At 71.2% G+C, this 19,638-nt stretch carries 16 protein-coding genes; 7 read left to right on the top strand and 9 right to left on the bottom strand.

Translation table 11 applies throughout. The features are described from left to right. Positions 1 to 63: 63 nt before the first annotated feature. The 5 genes from NK718_RS11585 to NK718_RS11565 form a co-directional block, all read right to left on the bottom strand. Entirely contained in the window at positions 64 to 564 is a 501-nt protein-coding gene (locus tag NK718_RS11585; RefSeq protein WP_254742115.1) for a hypothetical protein, read from the bottom strand. Between the two features lie 4 nt (positions 565 to 568). Beyond that, complete coding sequence (locus NK718_RS11580) at positions 569 to 1,111, bottom strand: response regulator (protein WP_254742113.1); 543 nt, start codon at positions 1,109 to 1,111, stop codon at positions 569 to 571. A gap of 73 nt (positions 1,112 to 1,184) precedes the next feature. Next, a complete protein-coding gene (gene glcF, locus NK718_RS11575) occupies positions 1,185 to 2,558 on the bottom strand; it encodes a glycolate oxidase subunit GlcF (protein ID WP_254742111.1) in 1,374 nt (457 codons plus the stop codon). A gap of 12 nt (positions 2,559 to 2,570) precedes the next feature. Next, complete coding sequence (gene glcE, locus NK718_RS11570; protein ID WP_254742108.1) at positions 2,571 to 3,779, bottom strand: glycolate oxidase subunit GlcE; 1,209 nt, start codon at positions 3,777 to 3,779, stop codon at positions 2,571 to 2,573. Next, complete coding sequence (locus NK718_RS11565) at positions 3,776 to 5,212, bottom strand: FAD-linked oxidase C-terminal domain-containing protein (RefSeq protein WP_254742105.1); 1,437 nt, start codon at positions 5,210 to 5,212, stop codon at positions 3,776 to 3,778. Before NK718_RS11565 ends, glcE begins: the two co-directional genes overlap by 4 nt. 222 nt (positions 5,213 to 5,434) lie before the next feature. Here NK718_RS11565 and NK718_RS11560 point away from each other — a divergent pair, with 222 nt between their 5' ends. Together NK718_RS11560 and NK718_RS11555 are read left to right on the top strand one after the other, a co-directional pair. Next, positions 5,435 to 6,349, top strand: coding sequence for a LysR family transcriptional regulator (locus NK718_RS11560; RefSeq protein ID WP_254742102.1), 915 nt, complete (start codon positions 5,435 to 5,437; stop codon positions 6,347 to 6,349). 166 nt (positions 6,350 to 6,515) lie between these two features. Next, positions 6,516 to 6,911, top strand: a complete 396-nt coding sequence (locus NK718_RS11555; protein WP_254742099.1) for a c-type cytochrome — start codon at positions 6,516 to 6,518, stop codon at positions 6,909 to 6,911. Between the two features lie 84 nt (positions 6,912 to 6,995). Here the strand turns inward: NK718_RS11555 and NK718_RS11550 are convergent, their stop codons facing one another. Beyond that, complete coding sequence (locus NK718_RS11550; protein WP_254742096.1) at positions 6,996 to 8,282, bottom strand: DUF3422 family protein; 1,287 nt, start codon at positions 8,280 to 8,282, stop codon at positions 6,996 to 6,998. A gap of 210 nt (positions 8,283 to 8,492) precedes the next feature. Between NK718_RS11550 and NK718_RS11545 the strand changes: the two genes are divergently transcribed. Genes NK718_RS11545 through NK718_RS11535 form a run of 3 tightly spaced genes read left to right on the top strand, consistent with a single transcriptional unit; the run spans position 8,493 to position 11,438 of the window. Next, entirely contained in the window at positions 8,493 to 9,308 is an 816-nt protein-coding gene (locus tag NK718_RS11545; protein WP_254742093.1) for a (Fe-S)-binding protein, read from the top strand. A 16-nt stretch (positions 9,309 to 9,324) separates the two neighbouring features. Next, a complete protein-coding gene (locus NK718_RS11540) occupies positions 9,325 to 10,758 on the top strand; it encodes a LutB/LldF family L-lactate oxidation iron-sulfur protein (RefSeq protein WP_254742090.1) in 1,434 nt (477 codons plus the stop codon). Beyond that, positions 10,755 to 11,438: a LutC/YkgG family protein gene (locus NK718_RS11535; RefSeq protein WP_254742087.1), complete on the top strand. Its 684-nt coding sequence runs from the start codon at positions 10,755 to 10,757 to the stop codon at positions 11,436 to 11,438. The genes NK718_RS11540 and NK718_RS11535 overlap by 4 nt, the downstream gene beginning before the upstream one ends. A 45-nt stretch (positions 11,439 to 11,483) precedes the next feature. On the opposite strand, the gene NK718_RS11530 is transcribed toward NK718_RS11535, so the two are convergent. The 3 genes from NK718_RS11530 to NK718_RS22180 form a co-directional block, all read right to left on the bottom strand. Next, positions 11,484 to 14,204 carry a bifunctional acetate--CoA ligase family protein/GNAT family N-acetyltransferase gene (locus NK718_RS11530; RefSeq protein ID WP_254742084.1) on the bottom strand — a complete coding sequence of 907 codons (2,721 nt, stop codon included), beginning with the start codon at positions 14,202 to 14,204 and terminating at the stop codon, positions 11,484 to 11,486. Positions 14,205 to 14,317: 113 nt separating this feature from the next. Next, positions 14,318 to 15,475 (bottom strand): acyl-CoA dehydrogenase family protein, encoded by a 1,158-nt coding sequence (locus tag NK718_RS11525; protein WP_254742081.1) that lies wholly within the window; start codon positions 15,473 to 15,475, stop codon positions 14,318 to 14,320. Between the two features lie 65 nt (positions 15,476 to 15,540). Continuing rightward, positions 15,541 to 18,408 carry a PAS domain-containing sensor histidine kinase gene (locus NK718_RS22180; RefSeq protein ID WP_254742078.1) on the bottom strand — a complete coding sequence of 956 codons (2,868 nt, stop codon included), beginning with the start codon at positions 18,406 to 18,408 and terminating at the stop codon, positions 15,541 to 15,543. A 262-nt stretch (positions 18,409 to 18,670) separates the two neighbouring features. On the opposite strand from NK718_RS22180, the gene NK718_RS11515 reads away from it, so the two are divergent. Both NK718_RS11515 and NK718_RS11510 read left to right on the top strand, forming a co-directional pair. After that, positions 18,671 to 19,135: a phasin gene (locus NK718_RS11515; protein ID WP_254742074.1), complete on the top strand. Its 465-nt coding sequence runs from the start codon at positions 18,671 to 18,673 to the stop codon at positions 19,133 to 19,135. 178 nt (positions 19,136 to 19,313) lie between these two features. Beyond that, positions 19,314 to 19,638 (top strand): hypothetical protein (locus tag NK718_RS11510; RefSeq protein WP_254742071.1); only part of this gene is annotated, 325 nt, incomplete at its 3' end.

The following is a 19,638-nucleotide window of genomic DNA, read 5'->3' as shown; positions in this document are numbered from 1 at the left end:
CCTAGAATGCACAACGGGCGGCCTTCGGGCCGCCCGTTTTCGTTTGGGAGGACGGCGAGCGCGTCAGGCCTGGCGCAAGCGGTCGGACAGCGCGCGCAGCGCGCGCACCAGCTCCGCGGCCAGCAGGTCCGAGCCGTCCCGCACCTGTCCGCGCACGATGGAGCCGATGGCGTCGACGAACTGCAGAAGCGCTTCGGCGTCGGCGTCGCGGCCCTCGGCGTCCTCCAGCAGCAGGCAGAACTGGCCGGCGACGTCCGCCGCCAGCGGGTAGCCGAACTGCGCGCAAGAGCCGCGCAGGTTCTGGACGCGCACGCGCAGCGCCTCGGCGGCGGCGGCGCTTCGCTGCGCGGCGGCGTAGGCGGCGACCTCCTCGCGCAGCGCCGCGACGTCGTCTCGCAGCCAGGTGTCGAAGCTCGGCGCGAGGCGCTCGACGGCCTCCTGCGCGCGGGCGATCAGCGCCTCGGGATCGCGATCCGGGCCCGGCAGCTCGCTCAGCGCCTTGTCACGCAGCGTCGCCGGCGGATGGATGACCTCGTGGGTCGCCGTCTTGGTCGTCGTCGTCACCGCCTCACCTCTCGTCCACAAGTCCTCGGGCGAGCCGCGGGGGCGGGATCAGCTGCGCCTCGCCGGAGCGCCGCTCCGGGCCGTCGTAATTGGCCGTCTTGGTGCGCCGCCGGTCCGGGCCGAAGAACGTCTCCGTGCGAATGAACGGGCGCGGATTGGCGATCACGCCCAGGATGCGCTGGTGCAGCATGCGCGCCGACAGCGGCTTGACCAGGAATTCGGTGACGCCGGCGTCGCGCGCCTCGAGCACGCGGTGGCGCTCGGAATGGACCGTGATCATGATGATCGGCACGTAGGGGTTCACGCTGTTGTCGGGCGCGCGCATCAGCTTGGTCATGTCGATGCCGTTGATCATCGGCATCTCCCAGTCGGTGAGCACGATGTCGGGGCAGTGCGAGGTGAAGGCGTCGATTGCCGCCGCGCCGTCCTCCGCCTCCAGCACCTCGCGCGCGCCGAAGCCGTGCAGCAGCGTCTTGATGATGCGCCGCATGTAGGTGTTGTCGTCGACGACGAGGAAGCGGAGCTTGTGGTATTCGACGCGAAACATGAAGCCGCCCGGCGGACCGATGCGGCTATCCTGGATTGCGGCGCGATAATATTTCGTTAGCTGGTTGTACCGATTACCCGGCCGCCGCCAGCGGCTCCGGCTCCCGGACCGGACGGTGGGCGAAGCCGGCGTCGGCCAGCGCCGGCGGCATCGGCCCGCCGGTCGCCCAGTCGAGCAGCTCCACCGTGTGGACGATGGGCGTGCGGTCGCCGCGGTCGGCGAAGCCCTTGCCGATCTGCGTCATGCAGCCGATGTTGCCCGTCGCCACGATGGCCGGGCGCAGCTTCTCGATGTTGCCGACCTTGCGCTCGCGCAATTGCCCCGCCAGCTCGGGCTGCAGGATGTTGTAGGTGCCGGCGGAGCCGCAGCAGATGTGCCCTTCCGGCACGTCCTTCACCACGAAGCCGGCGCGCTTCAGCAGGGTCTTGGGCAGGTCGGTGATCTTCTGCCCGTGCTGCATGGAGCAGGCGGAGTGGTAGGCGACGACGTCGCCGGTCTCGCGCGCCGGCGCGGCGAGGTCGAGCTTCGCGAGATATTCGGTCACGTCCAGCGCCAGCTCGGAGACGCGCCGCGCCTTCTCAGCCCAGGCGGGATCGTCGCGGAACATGAAGCCGTAGTCCTTGATCGTGGTGCCGCATCCCGACGCGGTGATGAGGATGGCGTCGAGCCCCTCGCCCTCGATCTCGCGCGTCCACGCCTCGATGTTGGCGCGCGCCAGCGCGTGGCCGCGCTTCTCCTCGCCCATGTGGTGGACGAGCGCGCCGCAGCAGCCTTCCCCCTTCGGCAGCACCACCTCGACGCCGTGGCGGTTCAGCAGGCGGATGGCGGCCTCGTTGATGAACGGGTCGAGCACCGGCTGCGCGCAGCCGGTGAGCATGGCGACGCGGGCGCGGCGCGGCCCGACCGCCGGCGACTTCCCCTCGCTCGCGGGCGCCTTGTTCGGCAGGCGGCGCGGCGCGAGGTCGAGCATCGCGGCCAGCCGCGCGCCGACGCGCGGCAGCCGGCGCACCAGGGGGCGCAGCGGCCGGCCCAGCGCCGCCGCCAGCAGCGCGACGCGGAACCGCGCCGGATAGGGCAGCACCGCCGAGAGCAGCCTGCGGATGGCGCGGTCCGTCCATGGCCGGTCGTAGGTGTCCTCGATATAGGCGCGGGCGTGGTCGACGAGATGCATGTAGTGGACGCCCGACGGGCAGGTCGTCATGCACGACAGGCAGGAGAGGCAGCGGTCGATGTGCTTGACCACCTGCGGCGTCGCGGGACGCCCGTTCTCCAGCATGTCCTTGATGAGGTAGATGCGCCCGCGCGGCGAATCCAGCTCGTCGCCGAGCAGAAGGTAGGTCGGGCAGGTCGCCGTGCAGAAGCCGCAATGCACGCAGGTGCGCAGGATCTTCTCCGAACTCTGCATGGCGGAGGATTTCAGCTGCTCGGGGGCGAAGTTGGTCTGCATGTCGAACCTCGTTCACACGCCCGCGTACATGCGGCCGGGGTTCAGGATGGCGTCGGGATCGAAGCTCGCCTTCACGCCGGCGGTCAGGCGCATCATCGCCTCCGGCAAGGGCTGGAAAACGTCGACGGCGGCGCGCAGTTCGGCCGGCGCGCGCGCCAACGTGGCGTGGCCGCCGGTGCCCGCCAGCGCGGCGCGGATGGCGGACGCGCCGGCGTCGCCCGCCGCGTCGGTCGTCAGCCAGACGAGGCCGCCGCCCCAGTCGTAGAAGTGCTGGCGCGGCAGGCCGCCCAGCGCCGCCACGAAGGACGCCGCCTTGCCCGGCGCGATCGACACTCGCCACACGGCGCGCTCGCGCGGTTCCACGACGAACGTCGCGTCGCGCACCGCGCGCCACACCGCCTTGGCCGCGTCGTCCGTCACCAGGTCGGCCGAGCCGAACGGGCGCAGCAGCTTGCGCAGCTCGCCGGCCCGGTAGGCGATCGACTCGGGGACGTTCTCCAGCCGCAGCAGCGTCTTCGGCACGCGCTCGATGGAGGCCGGCAGGTGCGCCGCGCCGGACACCTCGAAGGGCGAGCCGAGGCCGGCCGCCAGCGCCGCGACGGCGCGCGCGTCGTCGAGCCCGTGCAGCACCAGCGTCGCGACCTGGGCCGGGGCGGGCAGCACCTTGAAGATCACCTCGCTGAACACGCCCAGCGTGCCCCACGATCCCGCCGCGAGCTTGACGAGGTCGAGCCCGGTGACGTTCTTCATCACCCGCCCGCCGGACTTCACGATGTGGCCGAAGCCGTTGACCATGCGCACGCCGATCAGGCTGTCGCGGCACGCGCCGGCGGCGATGCGGCGCGGGCCGGAGACGTTGGCCGCCGCCGTGCCGCCGACCGTCGGCTCGCCCGTGGTGCCAAGCAGGGGCCGCCAGTCCATTGGCTCGAAGGTCAGCATCTGGCCGCGCTCGGCCAGGGTCGCTTCCACCACCGCCAGCGGCGTGCCGGCGCGCGCGCCGATCACCATCTCGGCCGGTTCGTAGAGGGTGACGCCGGTGAGCGCCGCCGTCGACAGCGTCCGCGCGGACTGCGCCGGGCGGCCGATGCCGGCCTTGCTGCCGGCCCCGGCGACGGTGAGCGGCGCGCGGGCGGCGCGGGCCGAGGCGACGGCCTCCGCCAGCTCGGTCTCGTCCGCGGGGGTCAGCGCGCCGGCGGGCGCGAGGGCGGCGGCGTCGCTCATGCCGCGAGCCGCCCGTCGAGCGGGAACACCTTGGCCGGGTTGAGCAGCCAGTTGCGGTCGAACACGGCGCGCACGCGCATCTGCTGCTCCAGGTCGTCCTGCGTGAACTGGTGGCGCATCAGGTCGCGCTTCTCGATGCCGACGCCGTGCTCGCCGGTGAGGCAGCCGCCGACCTCGACGCAGAGCTTGAGGATGTCGTTGCCGGCCTCCTCCGCCTTGCGCGCCTCCTCCGGGTCGTTGACGTTGTACATGATGAGCGGGTGCAGGTTGCCGTCGCCGGCGTGGAACACGTTGGCGACCCGCAGCCCGTAGCTCTTGACGATCTCGTCCATGCGCCGCAGCACCAGCGGCAACTGCCCGGTGGGGATGGTGCCGTCCATGCAGATATAGTCGGCAACGCGGCCGGTGGCGCCGAAGGCCGACTTGCGGCCCTTCCAGATCGCCGCCGTCTCCATCGCCGATTTCGACTCGCGGATGGTCTTCACCTCGTGCGCGCGGGCGATCTCGACGATGCGCGCCAGCGCGACGTCCATCTCGGCGTCCGAGCCCTCGACCTCGATGATCAGCAGCGCCCCGACGTCGAGCGGATAGCCGGCGTGGGCGAACGCCTCGCAGATCTCGATGGCGGGCTTGTCCATGAACTCCATGGCCACCGGCACGATGCCGGCGGCGACGATGGCCGCCACCGCCGCGCCCGCCTGCTCGCTGGTCTCGAAGCCGAACAGCACCGGCCGCGCGCCCTCGGCCGCGCGCAGGATGCGCACCGTCGCCTCGGTGACGACGCCGAGCTGCCCCTCCGAGCCGATGACGAGGCCGAGCAGATCGTAGCCGGGCGCATCGAGCGCGTCGGAGCCGATGTCGACGACGCTGCCGTCCAGCAGCACCATGCGCACGCCCAGAATGTTGTTGGTGGTGACGCCGTATTTCAGGCAGTGCGCCCCGCCCGAGTTCATGCCGATGTTGCCGGCGATGGTGCAGGCGAGCTGCGAGGACGGGTCGGGCGCGTAGAAGAAGCCCTCGTAGGCCACCGCCTGGCTGATCGCCAGATTGGTGATGCCCGCCTGCACGCGCATGGTGCGGTCCGCGAAATCGACGTCGAGAACGCGGTTCATCTTGGCCACGCCGAGCACGACGGCATCCTCCTGCGGGATCGCGCCGCCGGACAGCGAGGTCCCCGCGCCGCGCGGCACGACCTTCACGCCCTGCGCGTTGCAGAACCGCATCACCGCCGCGACCTCCTCGGTCGTGGAAGGCAGCGCCACGGCCAGCGGCATGCGGCGATAGGCGGTGAGCGCGTCGGTCTCGAAGGCGCGGCGCTCGTCCTCGGACACGATCAACGCCTCCGGCGGCAGCAACTCGGCGAGCCCGGCGACGATGGCGTCGCGGCGGGCGAGGATGTCCGCGTCCGGCGCGGGAAACGCAATGCCGCTCATCTCTCTCCCCTTTCGCCGCGTCGGCGCGACCGCGCCTTCGCCCACTCGACCGCGCCTTTCTGGCACCGGACCCGCGGGCTGTACAGAGCACAGGACGCGCGGCTGGTGCAGCGCCCGCTAGGGCGCAGGATTGTTTCCAACACGGAATAAATGGTACGGCGTCTTGAACCGCAAGGGGGTGACCCCGGCGGCCTCCACCTTTCCCCATCGGGATCGCCGCCCATGAACTCCATCGCCGACCTCGACATTTTCGCGCGAGTGGTTACCTCGGGCTCGATGTCGGCCGCCGGGCGCGAACTCGGCTGCTCGCCGGCCGTCGTCTCCAAGCGCATCCGGCGGCTGGAGGAGCGCCTGGGCGCGAGGCTGCTGCAACGCACGACCCGGCAGCTCTCGCTGACCGAGGCGGGACAGGGCTTCTACGAGCGCGTCGTCGCCATCATCGCCAGCGCCGAGGAAGCGGAGGCGTGGGTGTCGCGCCGCTCGACCGCCGTTCGCGGCGTGCTGCGGGTCTCCGCGCCGACCTCGTTCGGCCGGCTGCACGTCGCACCGCACCTCCTGCCGTTCCTCGACGCGCATCCCGAGCTGCAACTGGACCTCATCCTCACCGACGCCTTCGTCGACATCGTCGCCGAGGGCTACGACGTAGCGGTGCGGATCGCCGACCTGCAGGATTCCAGCCTGGTGGCGCGGCGGCTGGCGCCCAACCACCGGATCCTGTGCGCCACGCCGTCCTACCTGGAGCGGCGCGGCACGCCCAGGACGCTGGCGGAGTTGGCGACGCACAGGCTGCTCGCCCACAACGCCGACCACTGGCGGCTCGAGGGGCCGGACGGCCCGGTGACGGTGCGCGTCGACAGCCCGCTGCGTACCAATTCGAGCGAAGTGGTGCGCGAGGCGGTGATCGCCGGCGTCGGCATCGCGCTGCGCTCCACCTGGGACATCGGCCCGGAGCTGCGCGCCGGGCGGCTGGCGCAGGTGCTGCCGGGCTATGGCGGCTCGCGGAAAGTGGCCATTCACGCGGTTTATCCCTCGCGCAGGCATCTTGCGCAGAAGGTGCGCGTTTTCGTGGACTACCTTTCGACCCTGTACGGCGCCACGCCGCCCTGGGACGAAGGGCTCGACGCACTGACGCGCTGAAGCCGCGCCAGCGCGAATTCACGGCAGGTAAGCTTAAAGGTGACTTGAAAAACGCGGCGCTCCGAACTGTTATGTGCGCCGCGCCGATGCAGCCCCATCCGCTGAGCGGCCGAGGAGTTGGCTTTCGGAACCGTTCAGCGACAGCAGTCGCAGGAGGAACTTGGATATGAAAAAGAATGTTGCGGCCCTGGCCGCCGGCGCGATCGCCCTGGCCGTTTCCGCCGGGAGCGCCTTCGCGCAGGACGCCGCCGCCGGCGAAAAGGTTTTCATCAAGTGCAAGGTCTGCCACCAGGTGGGCGAGACCGCCAAGAACGCCGTCGGCCCCGTGCTGAACGGCCTGTTCGGCCGCCATTCCGGCACGGTCGAGGGTTACAACTACTCCGACGCCAACAAGAACTCGGGCATCACCTGGGACGAGGCGACCTTCCGCGAGTACATCAAGAACCCGAAGGCCAAGATCCCCGGCACCAAGATGGTGTTCGCCGGCCTGACCAACGAGACCGAAGTCGACAACCTCATCGCCTACCTCAAGCAGTTCGACAAGGACGGCAAGAAGAAGTAAGCGCGCGGCCTCGCCGCCCACTCGACGACACGCATGGATGCCGGCCTTCGGGCCGGCATCTTGCGTTCAGAGCCTGCCTCCGCGTCACGGCTCTCCGTGGCCGCGCCGGATGCGGCGGACCACGAGCGCGACGCCGAGGACGGCGACGGGCACCGCCACGGCCATGGCCATGCCCGGATCGACAGGCAGCAGCCCGGCGTCCTTCGCGCCCTTGAACACGTAGCCCGCCAGCCCGACCACGTAATAGCTGATCGCCGCCACCGACAGGCCCTCGACCGTCTGCTGCAGTCGCAACTGCATGCGGGCGCGCTCGTTCATGGCGCTGAGCAGGTCGCGGTTCTGGCGCTCGATCTCCACGTCGACGCGGGTGCGCAGCAGGTTGGCGGCGCGCGACAGCTTCTCCGACAGCCGGGCCTGCCGGTCTTCCAGCATGGCGCAGGTGCGCATGGCGGGCCCCATGCGCCGCGACAGGAAGGCGGCGATGCTCGGCCAGCCGTCGACCTCGCGCTCGCGGATCGCGACCAGCCTCTGCTGCACGATGCCGTCATAGGCCCGGCTGGCCCCGAACCGGTAGCTGGAGCGGGCCGATTCGGCCTCCAGCGTGGCGGCCAGCGCGGTTAGCTCGCCGAGCAACTTGTGGTCGGTGACGAGCCCCGACTCGGCCTGCATGGCGGAGGCGATGCGGGTGAGCCCCGCCTCGATCTCGCCGATGCGCGGCGAGATGCGGTGCGCCTCGGGCAGGCCGAGCAGCGCCAGCGTGCGGTAGGTCTCGATCTCCAGCAGGCGCTGGGTGAGCGCGCCGGCCCGCGCCGGCCCGAGGCCCTGGTCGACGACCAGGATGCGCACGAAGCCGCCGGCGTCCGGCCGGAAGTCGGTCATCGCCACCGCCGCGCCGTCCACCTGCGATACGGCGAGGCTGGCGGGATCGAACAGGCCGGCCAGCTCGTCCAGATCGCCGCCGACGACGAGGTGCAGGTCGGCGGCCACCAGCAGCGGCCCGGGCTGGGCGATGCCCTCCATCACCGACGCCACGGCCGCGGCGGCGGGGGTGAAGCCGTCCGACGCGCCGGACATCTCCCAGGTGAAGGTGGTGAACTCGCTGTGCTGCTCCCACCGCAGCGAGCCGTTGACCCAGTGCGCGCGGTGATGCTTCGCGCCCTCGCCCGGCGCGGCGATGCCGCGCGCGACGCACCAGGAGGCAACCGCCGCGCGGTCGGCGGCGGCCCGGGCGGGGTCGGTCATGAAGGCGAAGTGCAGCAGCCGGCGCGGCGATTCCAGCGGGTGGAACGGCCGGGCATGGACCTCGCCCAGCACGACGTCCCGCAGGGGGTGCGGCGCGAGGGCGAAAGGGCGGACGTGAGCGGTCGTCATGAGAGCTTCGACGCGGCGGGGGACGCCAGCATGGCCAACGCCGGCCGGGCGTCAAGCGCCTCCGGGAAAGTCGCCGCTCCGCCCCGGCGGCGCGGTTTCCATCGCCGCGCGAAACGACTAAGAAGCGCCAGTTGCGGTCCGGGACCGATCCGGGCCATTTTGCGGGCCGGCGCGCCGGGACAGGCGAGGCCGGGAAGAAGCGAGGACGAGATGGCGGAGACCGGGACCCCCAACGCGGCGCGACCAGCCGAGCGGCCGTCCCGCCCACGGGTCGGGCTGTTCGTCACCTGCCTGGTCGACCTGATGCGTCCCTCGATCGGCTTCGCCGCGGTGAAGCTGCTGGAGCAGGCCGGCTGCATCGTCGAGGTCCCCGAGCAGACCTGCTGCGGCCAGCCCGCCTACAACTCCGGCGACCGCGAGACCACCCGCGCCATCGCGCTGCGGACCATCGCCGCCTTCGAGGGCTACGACTATGTCGTCGCGCCGTCCGGCTCCTGCGCCGGCATGATCCGCGCCCACTACCACGAACTGTTCGCCGACGACCCGAACCTCGCCCGCCGCGCGGACGAACTTTCGAGTAGAACTTACGAACTTCTGAACTTCCTGGTGGATGTCCTGAATTTCGACGATTTCGGCGCCGAATTCGACGGCGAAGTCACGTATCACGACAGCTGTTCCGGCCTTCGGGAGCTAGGAATTAAGGCACAACCGCGGCGCCTGCTGGCCGGCGTGAAGGGCCTGAAGCTGGTCGAGATGGCCGAGAACGAGGTCTGCTGCGGCTTCGGCGGAACCTTCGCCGTGAAGTACGGAGAAATCTCGAATTCCATCGTCGAGAAGAAGACCGCCAACGTCTCCGCCAGCGGCGCCGGCACCCTGCTGGCCGGCGACCTGGGCTGCCTGATGAACATGGCGGGGAAGCTCTCGCGCGAGGGAAAACCCGTTCAGGTCAGGCACATAGCCGAAGTTCTGGCCGGCATGACCGACACGCCGCCGATCGCCGCCGCGCCGCCCAAGGGCCGCGGCTGAGCGAAGGGGACCCCGCATGACCGCACAGCCCACCTCCCCCCAGTTCAAGCAGAACGCCACCAGGGCGCTCGCCGATGCGCAGCTCCAGCGCGCGCTCGGCAATGTCCGCCAAGGCTTCATCGAAAAGCGCGCCGCCGTCGCCGCAAAGCTGCCGGAATTCGAAGCCCTGCGCGACTCCGCCCGCGACATCAAGAACCACGCCCTAGAACACCTCGATATCTACCTGGAATCCTACGAGAAAAAGGTCACCGAGGCTGGCGGCCACGTGCACTGGGCGCGCGACGCCCGCGAGGCGCGCGAAGCCATCCTCGCCATCTGCCGCAAGGCGGGCGCGAAGACGGTGACCAAGGGCAAGTCCATGATTTCAGAGGAGATCGGCCTCAACGCCGCCCTCGAGGACGCCAGCATCACCCCCGTCGAGACCGACCTCGGCGAGTACATCATCCAGCTGCGCAACGAGATGCCGTCGCACATCATCGCGCCGGCCGTGCATCTCAACGCCACCCAGGTGGAGAGCGATTTCCGCAGGGTTCACAATCACTTGGACGCGGCCCGCGACCTCTCGGAGCCGGTGCAACTGCTCGGCGAGGCCCGCGCCGTGCTGCGCGAGCGCTTCCTCGCCGCGGACGTCGGAATCACCGGGGCCAACTTCCTGATCGCCGAGACGGGCACCTCCGTCATCGTGACCAACGAGGGCAACGGCGACCTGACGCAGATCCTGCCGCGCGTCCACATCGTCATCGCGTCGATCGAGAAAGTGGTGCCGACGCTGGACGACGCCGCCCAGATCCTGCGCGTGCTGGCGCGCTCGGCGACCGGGCAGGAGATGAGCGTCTACACGACGTTCTCCACCGGGCCCCGCCGCCCGGAGGACGCAGACGGGCCTGACGAATACCACGTCGTCATCCTCGACAACGGCCGCTCGTCCATGCTCGGCACGGCGTTCCAGGACATGCTGCGCTGCATCCGCTGCGGGGCCTGCATGAACCACTGCCCCGTCTACCACGCGGTCGGCGGTCACGCCTATGGCTGGGTCTACCCCGGGCCGATGGGCGCGGTGCTAACGCCGTCGCTGATCGGCGTCGACAAGGCCGGTCACCTGCCCAACGCTTCCACCTTCTGCGGCCGCTGCGAGAGCGTGTGCCCGGTGCGCATTCCGCTGCCGAAGCTGATGCGCCACTGGCGCGAGCGCGAGTTCGAGCGGCATTTGTCGCCGGCGACAGTGCGCTCCGGCCTCGCCTTCTGGGGGTTCTTCGCCAGGCGACCGGCGCTCTACCGCCTCGCGACGCGGGTCGCCATGGCGGGCCTGGGTTGGCTCGGCCGCGACAAGGGCAAGTTCGCCTCGCTGCCGCTGGCGGGGAACTGGACCGACTACCGGGACTTCCCCGCCCCGCAGGGCGGCACATTCCAGAGCCAGTGGAAGCAGCGGCGTCAGGGAGCGGCAAAATGAGCAACGGTCTCGGCGCGCGCGAGGAAATCCTTCGCACCATCCGCCGCTCGCTCGGCGTCAACGGCCAGGAGCGGCCGCGCGTCGACGGCGCGCGCGACCGGCTCGAGCGTTCGCCCAAGGGGCTGGTGCCCGAGCGCGGCCAGCTGCCGCCGGCCGAGCGCGTCGCGCTGTTCCGCGCCCAGGCGGAGGCGAGCTTCGCCACCGTGGACGAAGTCGACACCGCCGCCGACGTGCCGGCAAGCGTCGCGGACTATCTGCGCCGCAACAACCTGCCTGCGCGCGTACGCCTCGCGCCCGACCCGCGCATCGCGGCGATGCCGTGGGGCCAGACGGCGCTGGAGACGAGCAGCGGCCGTAGCGACGGCGGCGACCTGATCGCCGTCAATCACGCCTTCGGCGGCGTCGCGGAGACGGGAACGCTGGCGCTGGTGTCGGGGCCGGACACACCGACGACGCTGAACTTCCTGCCCGACTACGCCATCGCGGTGGTGTCGGCGAAGGACATCGAGGGCGCTTACGAGCAGTTGTGGGACCGCATTCGCCAGCGCTACGGCAAGGGCCAGATGCCACGCACCGTGAACTGGGTGACGGGACCGTCGCGCTCCGGCGACATCGAGCAGACGCTGCTGCTCGGCGCGCACGGGCCGCGCAGCGTCCACATCGTGGTGGTGCGCGACTGACCGCGCGGACGGCCGGCTCGCCGTCCGCTTCCTGCTTGCTTCCCGTCAGGCCACGGCGGCCGCGTTCTTGTCGCCGAGGTCGAGCCGAACGATCTTGATGTCGTTGTCATCGCGGTCGGTGTGGGCCTCGAAGCCCAGCGCCTCGCACATGGCCAGCATGGTCGTGTTCTCGCGCAGGATCTGGCCCTCGACGGTCTTGATGCCGTCGGCGCGCGCGAAATCGATCATCAGCTGCATCAGCGCCCAGCCGAGGCCGCGACCCTTGAGGTCGGAGCGCAGCAGGATGGCGTATTCGCCGGTCTCGTGATTGGCGTCGGCGTGCAGGCGCACCACCCCCATCAGCTCGCCCGTCTCCTTGTCCAGCGCGGCGAAGGCGATGGCGCGCGAATAGTCGATCTGGATCAGCCGGGCGATGAAGGCGTGGCTGAACTCCTTCACCTTGGCGAAGAACCGCAGGCGCAGGTCATTCGGCGTGACGTGCTTGAAGAACTCCACGTAGAGCGGCTCGTCCTCGGGACGCACCGGCCGCACGTCGACCTTCCAGCCGCCCTTCAGCGTCAGCTCGCGCTCCCACTCCTTCGGGTAGGGCTTGATGGCGAAGCGCGGATTGCACGCCTCGCGGCGGGTGGTCAGCGGCACCGCCTCGACCGCGATGCGGGCGTCGAGCGCGATGCAGCCCGTTTCGTCGGAGATCAGCGGATTGAGGTCGAGCTCCCGGATCTCGGGAATATCGGCGGAGAGCTGGGCCAGCTTGACCAGCGTCAGCGCCACGGCGTCGAGATCGGCCGGCGGCACGTCGCGATAGCCTTCCAGCAGGCGGTAGACGCGCGTCCGCGACATCATGGTGCGTGCCAGCGTCATGTCCAGAGGGGGCAGGGCGAGCGTCTTGTCGTTGATGACCTCGACGGCCGTTCCGCCACGCCCGAACACCACGACGGGGCCGAAAGTAGGATCGTCGGCGAGGCCGGCGATGAGCTCGCGGCCGCGCGGGCGGTGGATCATCGGCTGCACGGTGACGCCGTCGATGACGGCGTCCGGCCGAAGCTGCGTCACCTTGGCCATCATGGTGGCGGCGGCGGAGACCACCGCCTCGCGGCTCGACAGGTTGAGCACCACGCCGCCGACGTCCGACTTGTGGGTGATCTGCTGCGACAGGATCTTGATCGCCACCGCCTGGCCCTGGCCGAGGAAGCCTTCCGCGATCCGCCCCGCTTCCTCCGGGGTCGCGGCGGCGCGCACCGGGGCGACCGGAACGCCGTAGGCCTCCAGCACGTCGGTGACGCTTACGGGGTCGAGCCAGCGCATGCCCTTGGCGATCGTGTCGCGCACGCGGGCGCGCGCCGTCTCCACGTCGGGTTGGAAATCGGCCGGCAGGCTCGGCGGCATTTCCATCAGCAGGTCCTGGGCCTTGCGATAGGCGACGAGGTGCATGATGCCGCGCACGGCGTCGGCCTCGGTGGCGAAGCTCGGAATGCGCGCCGCCTCGAAGATCGGCGCCGTCTTGTCCGTGTCGCCCATCCACACCGCGAAAACGGGCTTGGGCCGGAACGACTTGCCACGATGGGTCTTCACCGCGTCGGCGATGGCCTGCGCGCCCTCGACGCTGGAGACCAGCGCCGTCGGGCAGTTCATCACCAGCACGGCGTCGATGCCGTCGTCCTGGAGCAGCGCGTTCATCGCCGCGCCGTAGCGCGCGGCGTCGGCGTCGCCGACCACGTCCACGGGGTTGGACAGCGACGCGGCGGCAGGCAGCACCGCCCGCAGCGCCTCCACGGTGGCGGGCGACAGCTGCGCCAGCCGCCCACCGAGGTCGGAGAGGCGGTCCACCGCCAGCACGCCGAGGCCGCCGCCATTGGTCAGCACCGCCACGCGGTCTCCCGGGAACGGCGCGACGCGCGACAGCGTCTCGACCGCCGCGAAGAGCTCGTCGAGGTCGTACACGCGCAGCAGGCCGGCGCGCCGGAACGCCGCGTCGTAGACGGCGTCCGCACCCGCCAGCGCCCCGGTGTGCGACTGGGCCGCCCGCGCGCCGGCGCTGTGGCGGCCGGATTTCACCACCACCACCGGCTTGGTGCGCGCCGCCGCCCGCGCCGCCGACATGAACTTGCGCGGATCGTTGATCGACTCGACGTAAAGCAGGATGGCGCGGGTGGCGCGGTCCTGGGCGAAGTAGTCGAGGCAGTCGCCGAAATCGACGTCAATCTTGTCGCCCAGCGACACCACGCCGGAAAAGCCGACGCTGTGCTGCTGCGCCCAATCGAGCAGCGCCGTGGCGATGGCGCCCGACTGCGAGATCAGGGCGAGGTCGCCCGGGCGCGCCGGCGTGGCGGCGAAGCTGGCGTCGAAGTTGGCGCGCGGCGCGATGACGCCGAGGCAGTTCGGCCCCACCAGGCGCAGCCCGTGCTTGCGCGCGCTGCGCGTCATCTGCTCCTCGGCTGAGCCGGGGCCGCGATCGAACCCGGCCGTGATGATGATGGCCGTGCAGCAGCCGAGCGCGCCGGCCTCCTCGACGATGGCGGGAACCACCGCCTTCGGCGTGGCGATCACCACCACGTCGACGGGCTTGCCGATGGCCGTCAGCGACGGGACGCAGGGCAGGCCGTCGATCTCCGCGTGGCCGGGATTGACGAGGTGCAGTTCGCCGCCGAAGCCGGCGGCGCGCAGATTGGCGAGCACCGCATGACCGAGCGAACCTTGCTGCGCGCTTGCGCCGACCAGCGCGACGGAGCGCGGGGCGAACAGGTTCTCCAGACGATAGGTGCTCATTCTCAGGCTCCGGCAATTTCACGGGTCAAAACGGCCGCCCGACGAATCGGCCGGCCGGGCCATGTTGCATTGCAACATGAACCGTGGCCTTGCGCTATGTCAGCCCCGGCGGCTCAGCCCGCATTGCGCAGCAGTTCGCGGGCGATGATGAGGCGCTGGATCTCCGACGTGCCCTCGTAGATTCGGGTGATCCGCGCGTCGCGCGCCAGCCGCTCGACCGGGACGTCCCGGCAATAGCCGGCGCCGCCGTGCAGCTGGATCGCCGTGTCGGTGCAGCGATGCGCCGTTTCCGAGGCGAATAGCTTGGCCATCGAGGCTTCCTTCCCGAACGGCTCGCCCCGGTCCTTGCGCGCCGCCGCGGCGAGGACCAGCAGGCGCGCCGCCTCGATCTCCGTGGCGCGGTCGGCCAGCATCCATTGCAGGCCCTGGAAGTCGGCGAGCCGCTGGCCGAACTGCCGGCGCTCCACCACATGGGCCAGCGCCGCGTCCGTCGCCGCGCGGGCGATGCCGAGCGACAGCGCCGCAACCCCGATGCGCCCGCCCGCAAGCTCGCCCACCGCGACCCGGAAGCCGTCGTTCTCGCGTCCCATCAGCGCGGACGCGGGCACGCGGCAATTCTCGAAGTGCACCGCATTGGTCGCCGAGCCGTGCTGGCCCATCTTCTCCTCGGCCTTGCCGATGACGATGCCGGGCGTGCCGGCCTCCACGAGGAAGCACGAGACGCCCTTCCCCTTCGGTCGCGTCGGATCCGTGACTGCCCACACGACGAACACGCCGGCGTATTCGGCGGAGGTGATGTAGAGCTTGGCGCCATCGATGACGTAATGGTCGCCGTCGCGGCGCGCCCGCGTCGTCATGCCGGCCGGGTCGGAGCCGGCCTGCGCCTCGGTCAGGCAGAAAGCGCCCGCCGCGTAGTCGCCACCGGCGAGGCGCGGAAGGTAGGCCGCGCGCTGCTCCGGCGAGCCGACGGCCTGGATGACCTCGCCCACCATGTTGGTCACCGACACGGTGACCGCCGTGGAGGCGCAGGCATAGGCCAGGGCCTCGACGGCGAGCGCGAACGCGACGCTGCCGGCCCCGGTGCCGCCGTGCTCGGGCGAGACGTTGAGAGCCATGAAGCCGTTCTCGGCGAGCAGCCGCAGATTGGCGAGGAACTCGGCCCGCCCCTCGCCCCGGTCGAGCCGCGCGGCCAGCGGGGCGAGCCGCTCAGCGGCGATGCGCTCCGCGGCGGCGCGGATCGCCAACTCCTCGTCGCTGAACTCGAACAGCATCGCGGACCTCCGTGGCGGGCACGGTAAGCGGGCCCGCCGCCTCCCGCAACCGACCGGCGGTCGGCCTATTCCGCCAGAACCCGATTGGTGGGGAAGGTCACCTCGACCAGCGTGCCGGCGTCGCGCGCGCTGCGGATGGAGAGCGCGGCGCGGTTGGCCTCCACCAGCGCCTTGGTGAGGGGCAGGCCGAGGCCGGTGCCGCCGGCGCGGCGCGCGGTGGCGAGCTGGCGGAACGGCTCCAGCGCCACTTCGATCTCCTTCTCGGTCATGCCGATGCCAGTGTCGCGGACGCGGATCGCCACCTCGCCCCGGTCGGTGAGCGCGGTGGAGACGATCACCTGCCCGCCGGCATCAGTGAACTTCACCGCGTTGGAGAGGATGTTGAGGACGATCTGCCGCAGCGAACGCTCGTCGGCCACGACGCGCGGCAGCCGGGAGGCGAGCGCCGTGCGGACCACGACGCGGGCGCCGGACGCCTGCGGCTGGATGAGGGCCACGGAGCGCGCGACGATCTCGTTGGCGTCGACGCTGACGAAGTTCAGGTCGAAGCGCCCGGCCTCGATCTTCGACAGGTCGAGCAGGTCGTTGATGAGGCTGATGACGTGCCCGCCGGAGGCGTGGATGTCGCGCAGATATTCCAGGTAGCGCTCGTTGCCGACCGGGCCGAAACGCTCCTCGATCATCACCTCCGCGAAGCCGATGATGGCGGATAGCGGCGTGCGGATCTCGTGGCTGATCTTGGCCAGGAAATCGCTCTTCTGCGCGCTCGCTTCCTCGGCGGCGCGCTTGGCCTCGGTGAGTTCGCCCTCGGCCTTCTTCCATGGCGTGATGTCGCGCAGCACGGCGCAGTACTTGCGCTCGGCGCCGTCGCTGATCGCGCCCAGCGTCATGAACAGCGGGATGCGCCCGCCCTGGCGCACGCGACCGACGACCTCGCGGCCGTCGTTGAGCACGCTGGCGACGCCGTTGCTCTTGAGGCCTTCGAGATAGTCGAGCGCGGTGGCGTGGCTGTCAGGAGCGAAGAGCGAGATGAAGGTCTCTCCGGCGATATCGTGCTGGTCGTAGCCGAACAGCGCCTCGCCCGAGCGGTTAATGGTGAGGATGCGCCCGGCCTCGTCCATCACCACGACGCCGTCGGTGGCGGTGTCGAGGATTTCGCGCAGTTCGCGAGACTCGACCTCGCGCCGCCGCAGCTCCAGCTCGGCCTGCTTCAGGCGCGGCCCGACATCGACGTCGGTGGCGCGGCGGAAGGAGATCAGCGTCGCCGGCAGGCCGTCCCACTGGATCGTCTGCATGCGCGCGTCCACCGCGACGATCTCGCCGTCGCGCCGCGTCAGCGCGACCGGGTGCGAATCGGAGGGCGCGGGCAGCTCCTCGACGCTGCGGCCCCGGAACAGGCGCAGCATGCCGCCCTCGCGGTGGAACGCGTCGACGGAGTCGTAGCCGAGCAGGTCCAGCAGCGGGCGGTTCATGACGATGGGCACGTCGCCGCGGCTGACGAGCACGCCGACGACCAGCCGATCAAAGATCAGTTCGGCGTGGCGGGCGAGGTCGGACACAGCGGGCGTGGGCGGGAGCTCGGCCGGCGCGAGCGCGGGCTCGCTCGGCGCGGGCTCGGCCTCGAGGTCCGCCGGCTCGACGCCGGGGGCGGCGAAGTCGCCCTCGAGATCGGGTTCGGCGGCCGCCTGGATCGATTCCGCTTCGCCGGCCGGGGCCGCGACATCCGGCTCGGCCTCGGGCGCTGGCTCCGGAGCAGAGAGCGGCGGCGCGACGGCGGCGGGGCGCGGAGGCTCCGGCCGCTCCTCCTCGTCGCCCTCGACCCGTGCGCCGAGGGCGCGGGCGATCTCGCGAAAGGCCTGCCGCTCACTGCGGCTGAGCCCGGCCGGCGAGACGGGCGGAGCATGCTCGGTGCGCAGCGGCACGACCTTGGTCGGCGCGCGGGGCTCCTCCGCCGGGCGCGGCGGCCGCGCGGGCTCGAACGGCACGACTTTGGGCGACGGCGCCTCGGGCTCGGCGGCGGGCGGCGGAGCGGCAGCCTCGGCCGGCGGGGCCGTCGCCGCTGGGGTCGCGGTCGGCGCGAGCGTGTCCAGCCGGCACAATCCGAAGCCCCGATAGCCCTGGAACCGGCGCTCGCGGTCGATCGTCGGCACGCCGGACATGGAGACGACGATCCCGCCCTCCGCGCCCTCCACGGGCCAGACGAGGTCGACGCCGGTGAAGGTGGTGCGGGCGGAGAGCGCCTGCGCGAAGCGGTCCTCGACGTCCTCGACGCCGCGCGCGGCGAGCGCCGCGAGGTCGTCCCCGGCGGCCAGCGCCCCCGCGCCAACCAGTTGCGCGAGCTCCGGCGCGGGCTCCGCGAACCGGCCGTCGACATCGCTGCGCCACACGAACCGGATGATCTGCCGCCCGCCGACACGGGCGCGCAGACGATCGATGGTGACGGGTCCGCTCTCCGCGTCCACGGCGGCGGGGGCCGGAGACGGCGTCGGGGCGGCGAGGAAATCCTGCGGCAGCGGCACCGGCGCCGCCCGGGCCGCGCCCGAGCGCCGGCCCGGCGCGATGGCGACGAGCACGGAGAGGCCGGACGACAGCTCGGCGCGGCGGCACGCCAGCGTCAGCATCTCGACGCGGCGGCCCACGACGACGCGCAGGCGCTCCAGCCGCGCGCCGACCGTGGGCGCGAGCCCGCCGGCCAGTTCCGCCAGCCGTGCGACAGGAAGCCGCGCGGCGTCGAACACCATGCCGTCCAGCGCGGCGGGAGCCGCGACGCCGAGCAGCGCCGCCCCGGCCGGGGTGGCCCACAGCACGCGGTCGCCCGTCGCGGCGAACACCAGCACGGCAGCATCGGCCTCGGCGAGCTGACGCAGTTCGTCGCCCAGCAGGGCGTTGGCCCCGCCGGCTTTCGCCGCTTCCTCGTCACGCCCGCTCGACACGCTTTGAAGGCCCTCCGCTTCCGCAGACAGACCGCGGATGCCTAACAGAGTCTTAATGATATGGCCCCCAACGCCCACCGTCCACGGAAGGCGCGGATACCCACAAGCGCTGTTGATGTTAATGTTAACGGGCCCGAAGGCCCCGACTTGACCTTTGTGCATCGCACCATTATGTTGCACCGCACAATACAGGACGCACCGCGATCCCGAGCCGCGGTCGGGTGCGTCGCACGCCAGCGGCTCTGAGCAAGGATGACCCATCATGGCCAAGAGCCCCGTGTCCTACGAGATCCCGGTCGAAATGCGCGAGTTCGCCGAGAAGAGCGTCGAGCAGGCCAAAAAGGCTTTCGACGGCTTCGTCGGCGCCGCCAGCAAGGCCGTCCAGGCGGTGGAGACCCAGACGACCTCCGTGCAGGCGAACACCAAGGACATCGCCTCCAAGTACGTGTCCTACGCCGAGAACAACGTCACGGCCGCGTTCGAGCACGCCCAGAAGCTGGTGCGCGCCAAGGACATCCAGGAGATCGTGCAGCTCCAGTCGGAGTTCATGAAGAGCCAGATGGCCGCGCTGCAGGAGCAGATGAAGGAATTCGGCACCGTGGTGCAGAGCTCGGTCCAGAAGGCCGCCAGCGACGCCCAGGCCACCATGCAGAAGGCCACGGCCGAAGTGCAGAAGGCCGCCGTCGAGGTGCAGAAGGCCGCCACCGAGGCCACCAAGCGCAAGTAAGGCAGGGCCGGCCCCTTCGGGCCGTCCTCCGCTCGGGCCGGCATCGCGCCGGCCGCCCAGGCCAGGCGCGGCGCGAGCTGCGCCCGGACCGTTTTCCGGCCCCGGCCGCCCTCAGGCGGCGCGGGGTCCACGCCGGCCGTGACGCCGCTCCGCCAGCTCCGAGAAAATGAGGTCCCGCATGCCCAATTCCACCAAGCCGGGCGCTGCCGCCGGCCCCGCCAAGGCTCCCGTCCACTCCGCCGCCGTGAAAGCCGCCGTCGCCAAGAGCGAGGCCGCCAAGGCCCCCGCCAAGCCGGCCGTCGTCGCGCCGGCCGTTGCCGTGGACGCGAACCCCGCTCCGGCCGCCAAGCCGGTGGGCGTCGCCGCCCGCCCGGTCGCGGCCAAGCCGGCCGTGAAGGCGTCGCCGAAGCCGGCCCGCAAGGCCGCCCCCGCCAAGGCGGCCGCCGCCAAGGTCGCCGCGCCGGCGAAGCTCGCCGCGCCCGCCTCCACGGTCGAGATCGGGA

The sequence above is a fragment of the Alsobacter ponti genome (assembly GCF_024294805.1).
GTDB classification, from domain to species: domain Bacteria; phylum Pseudomonadota; class Alphaproteobacteria; order Rhizobiales; family Beijerinckiaceae; genus Alsobacter; species Alsobacter ponti.
This window is presented reverse-complemented; position numbering and strand designations above follow the sequence as displayed.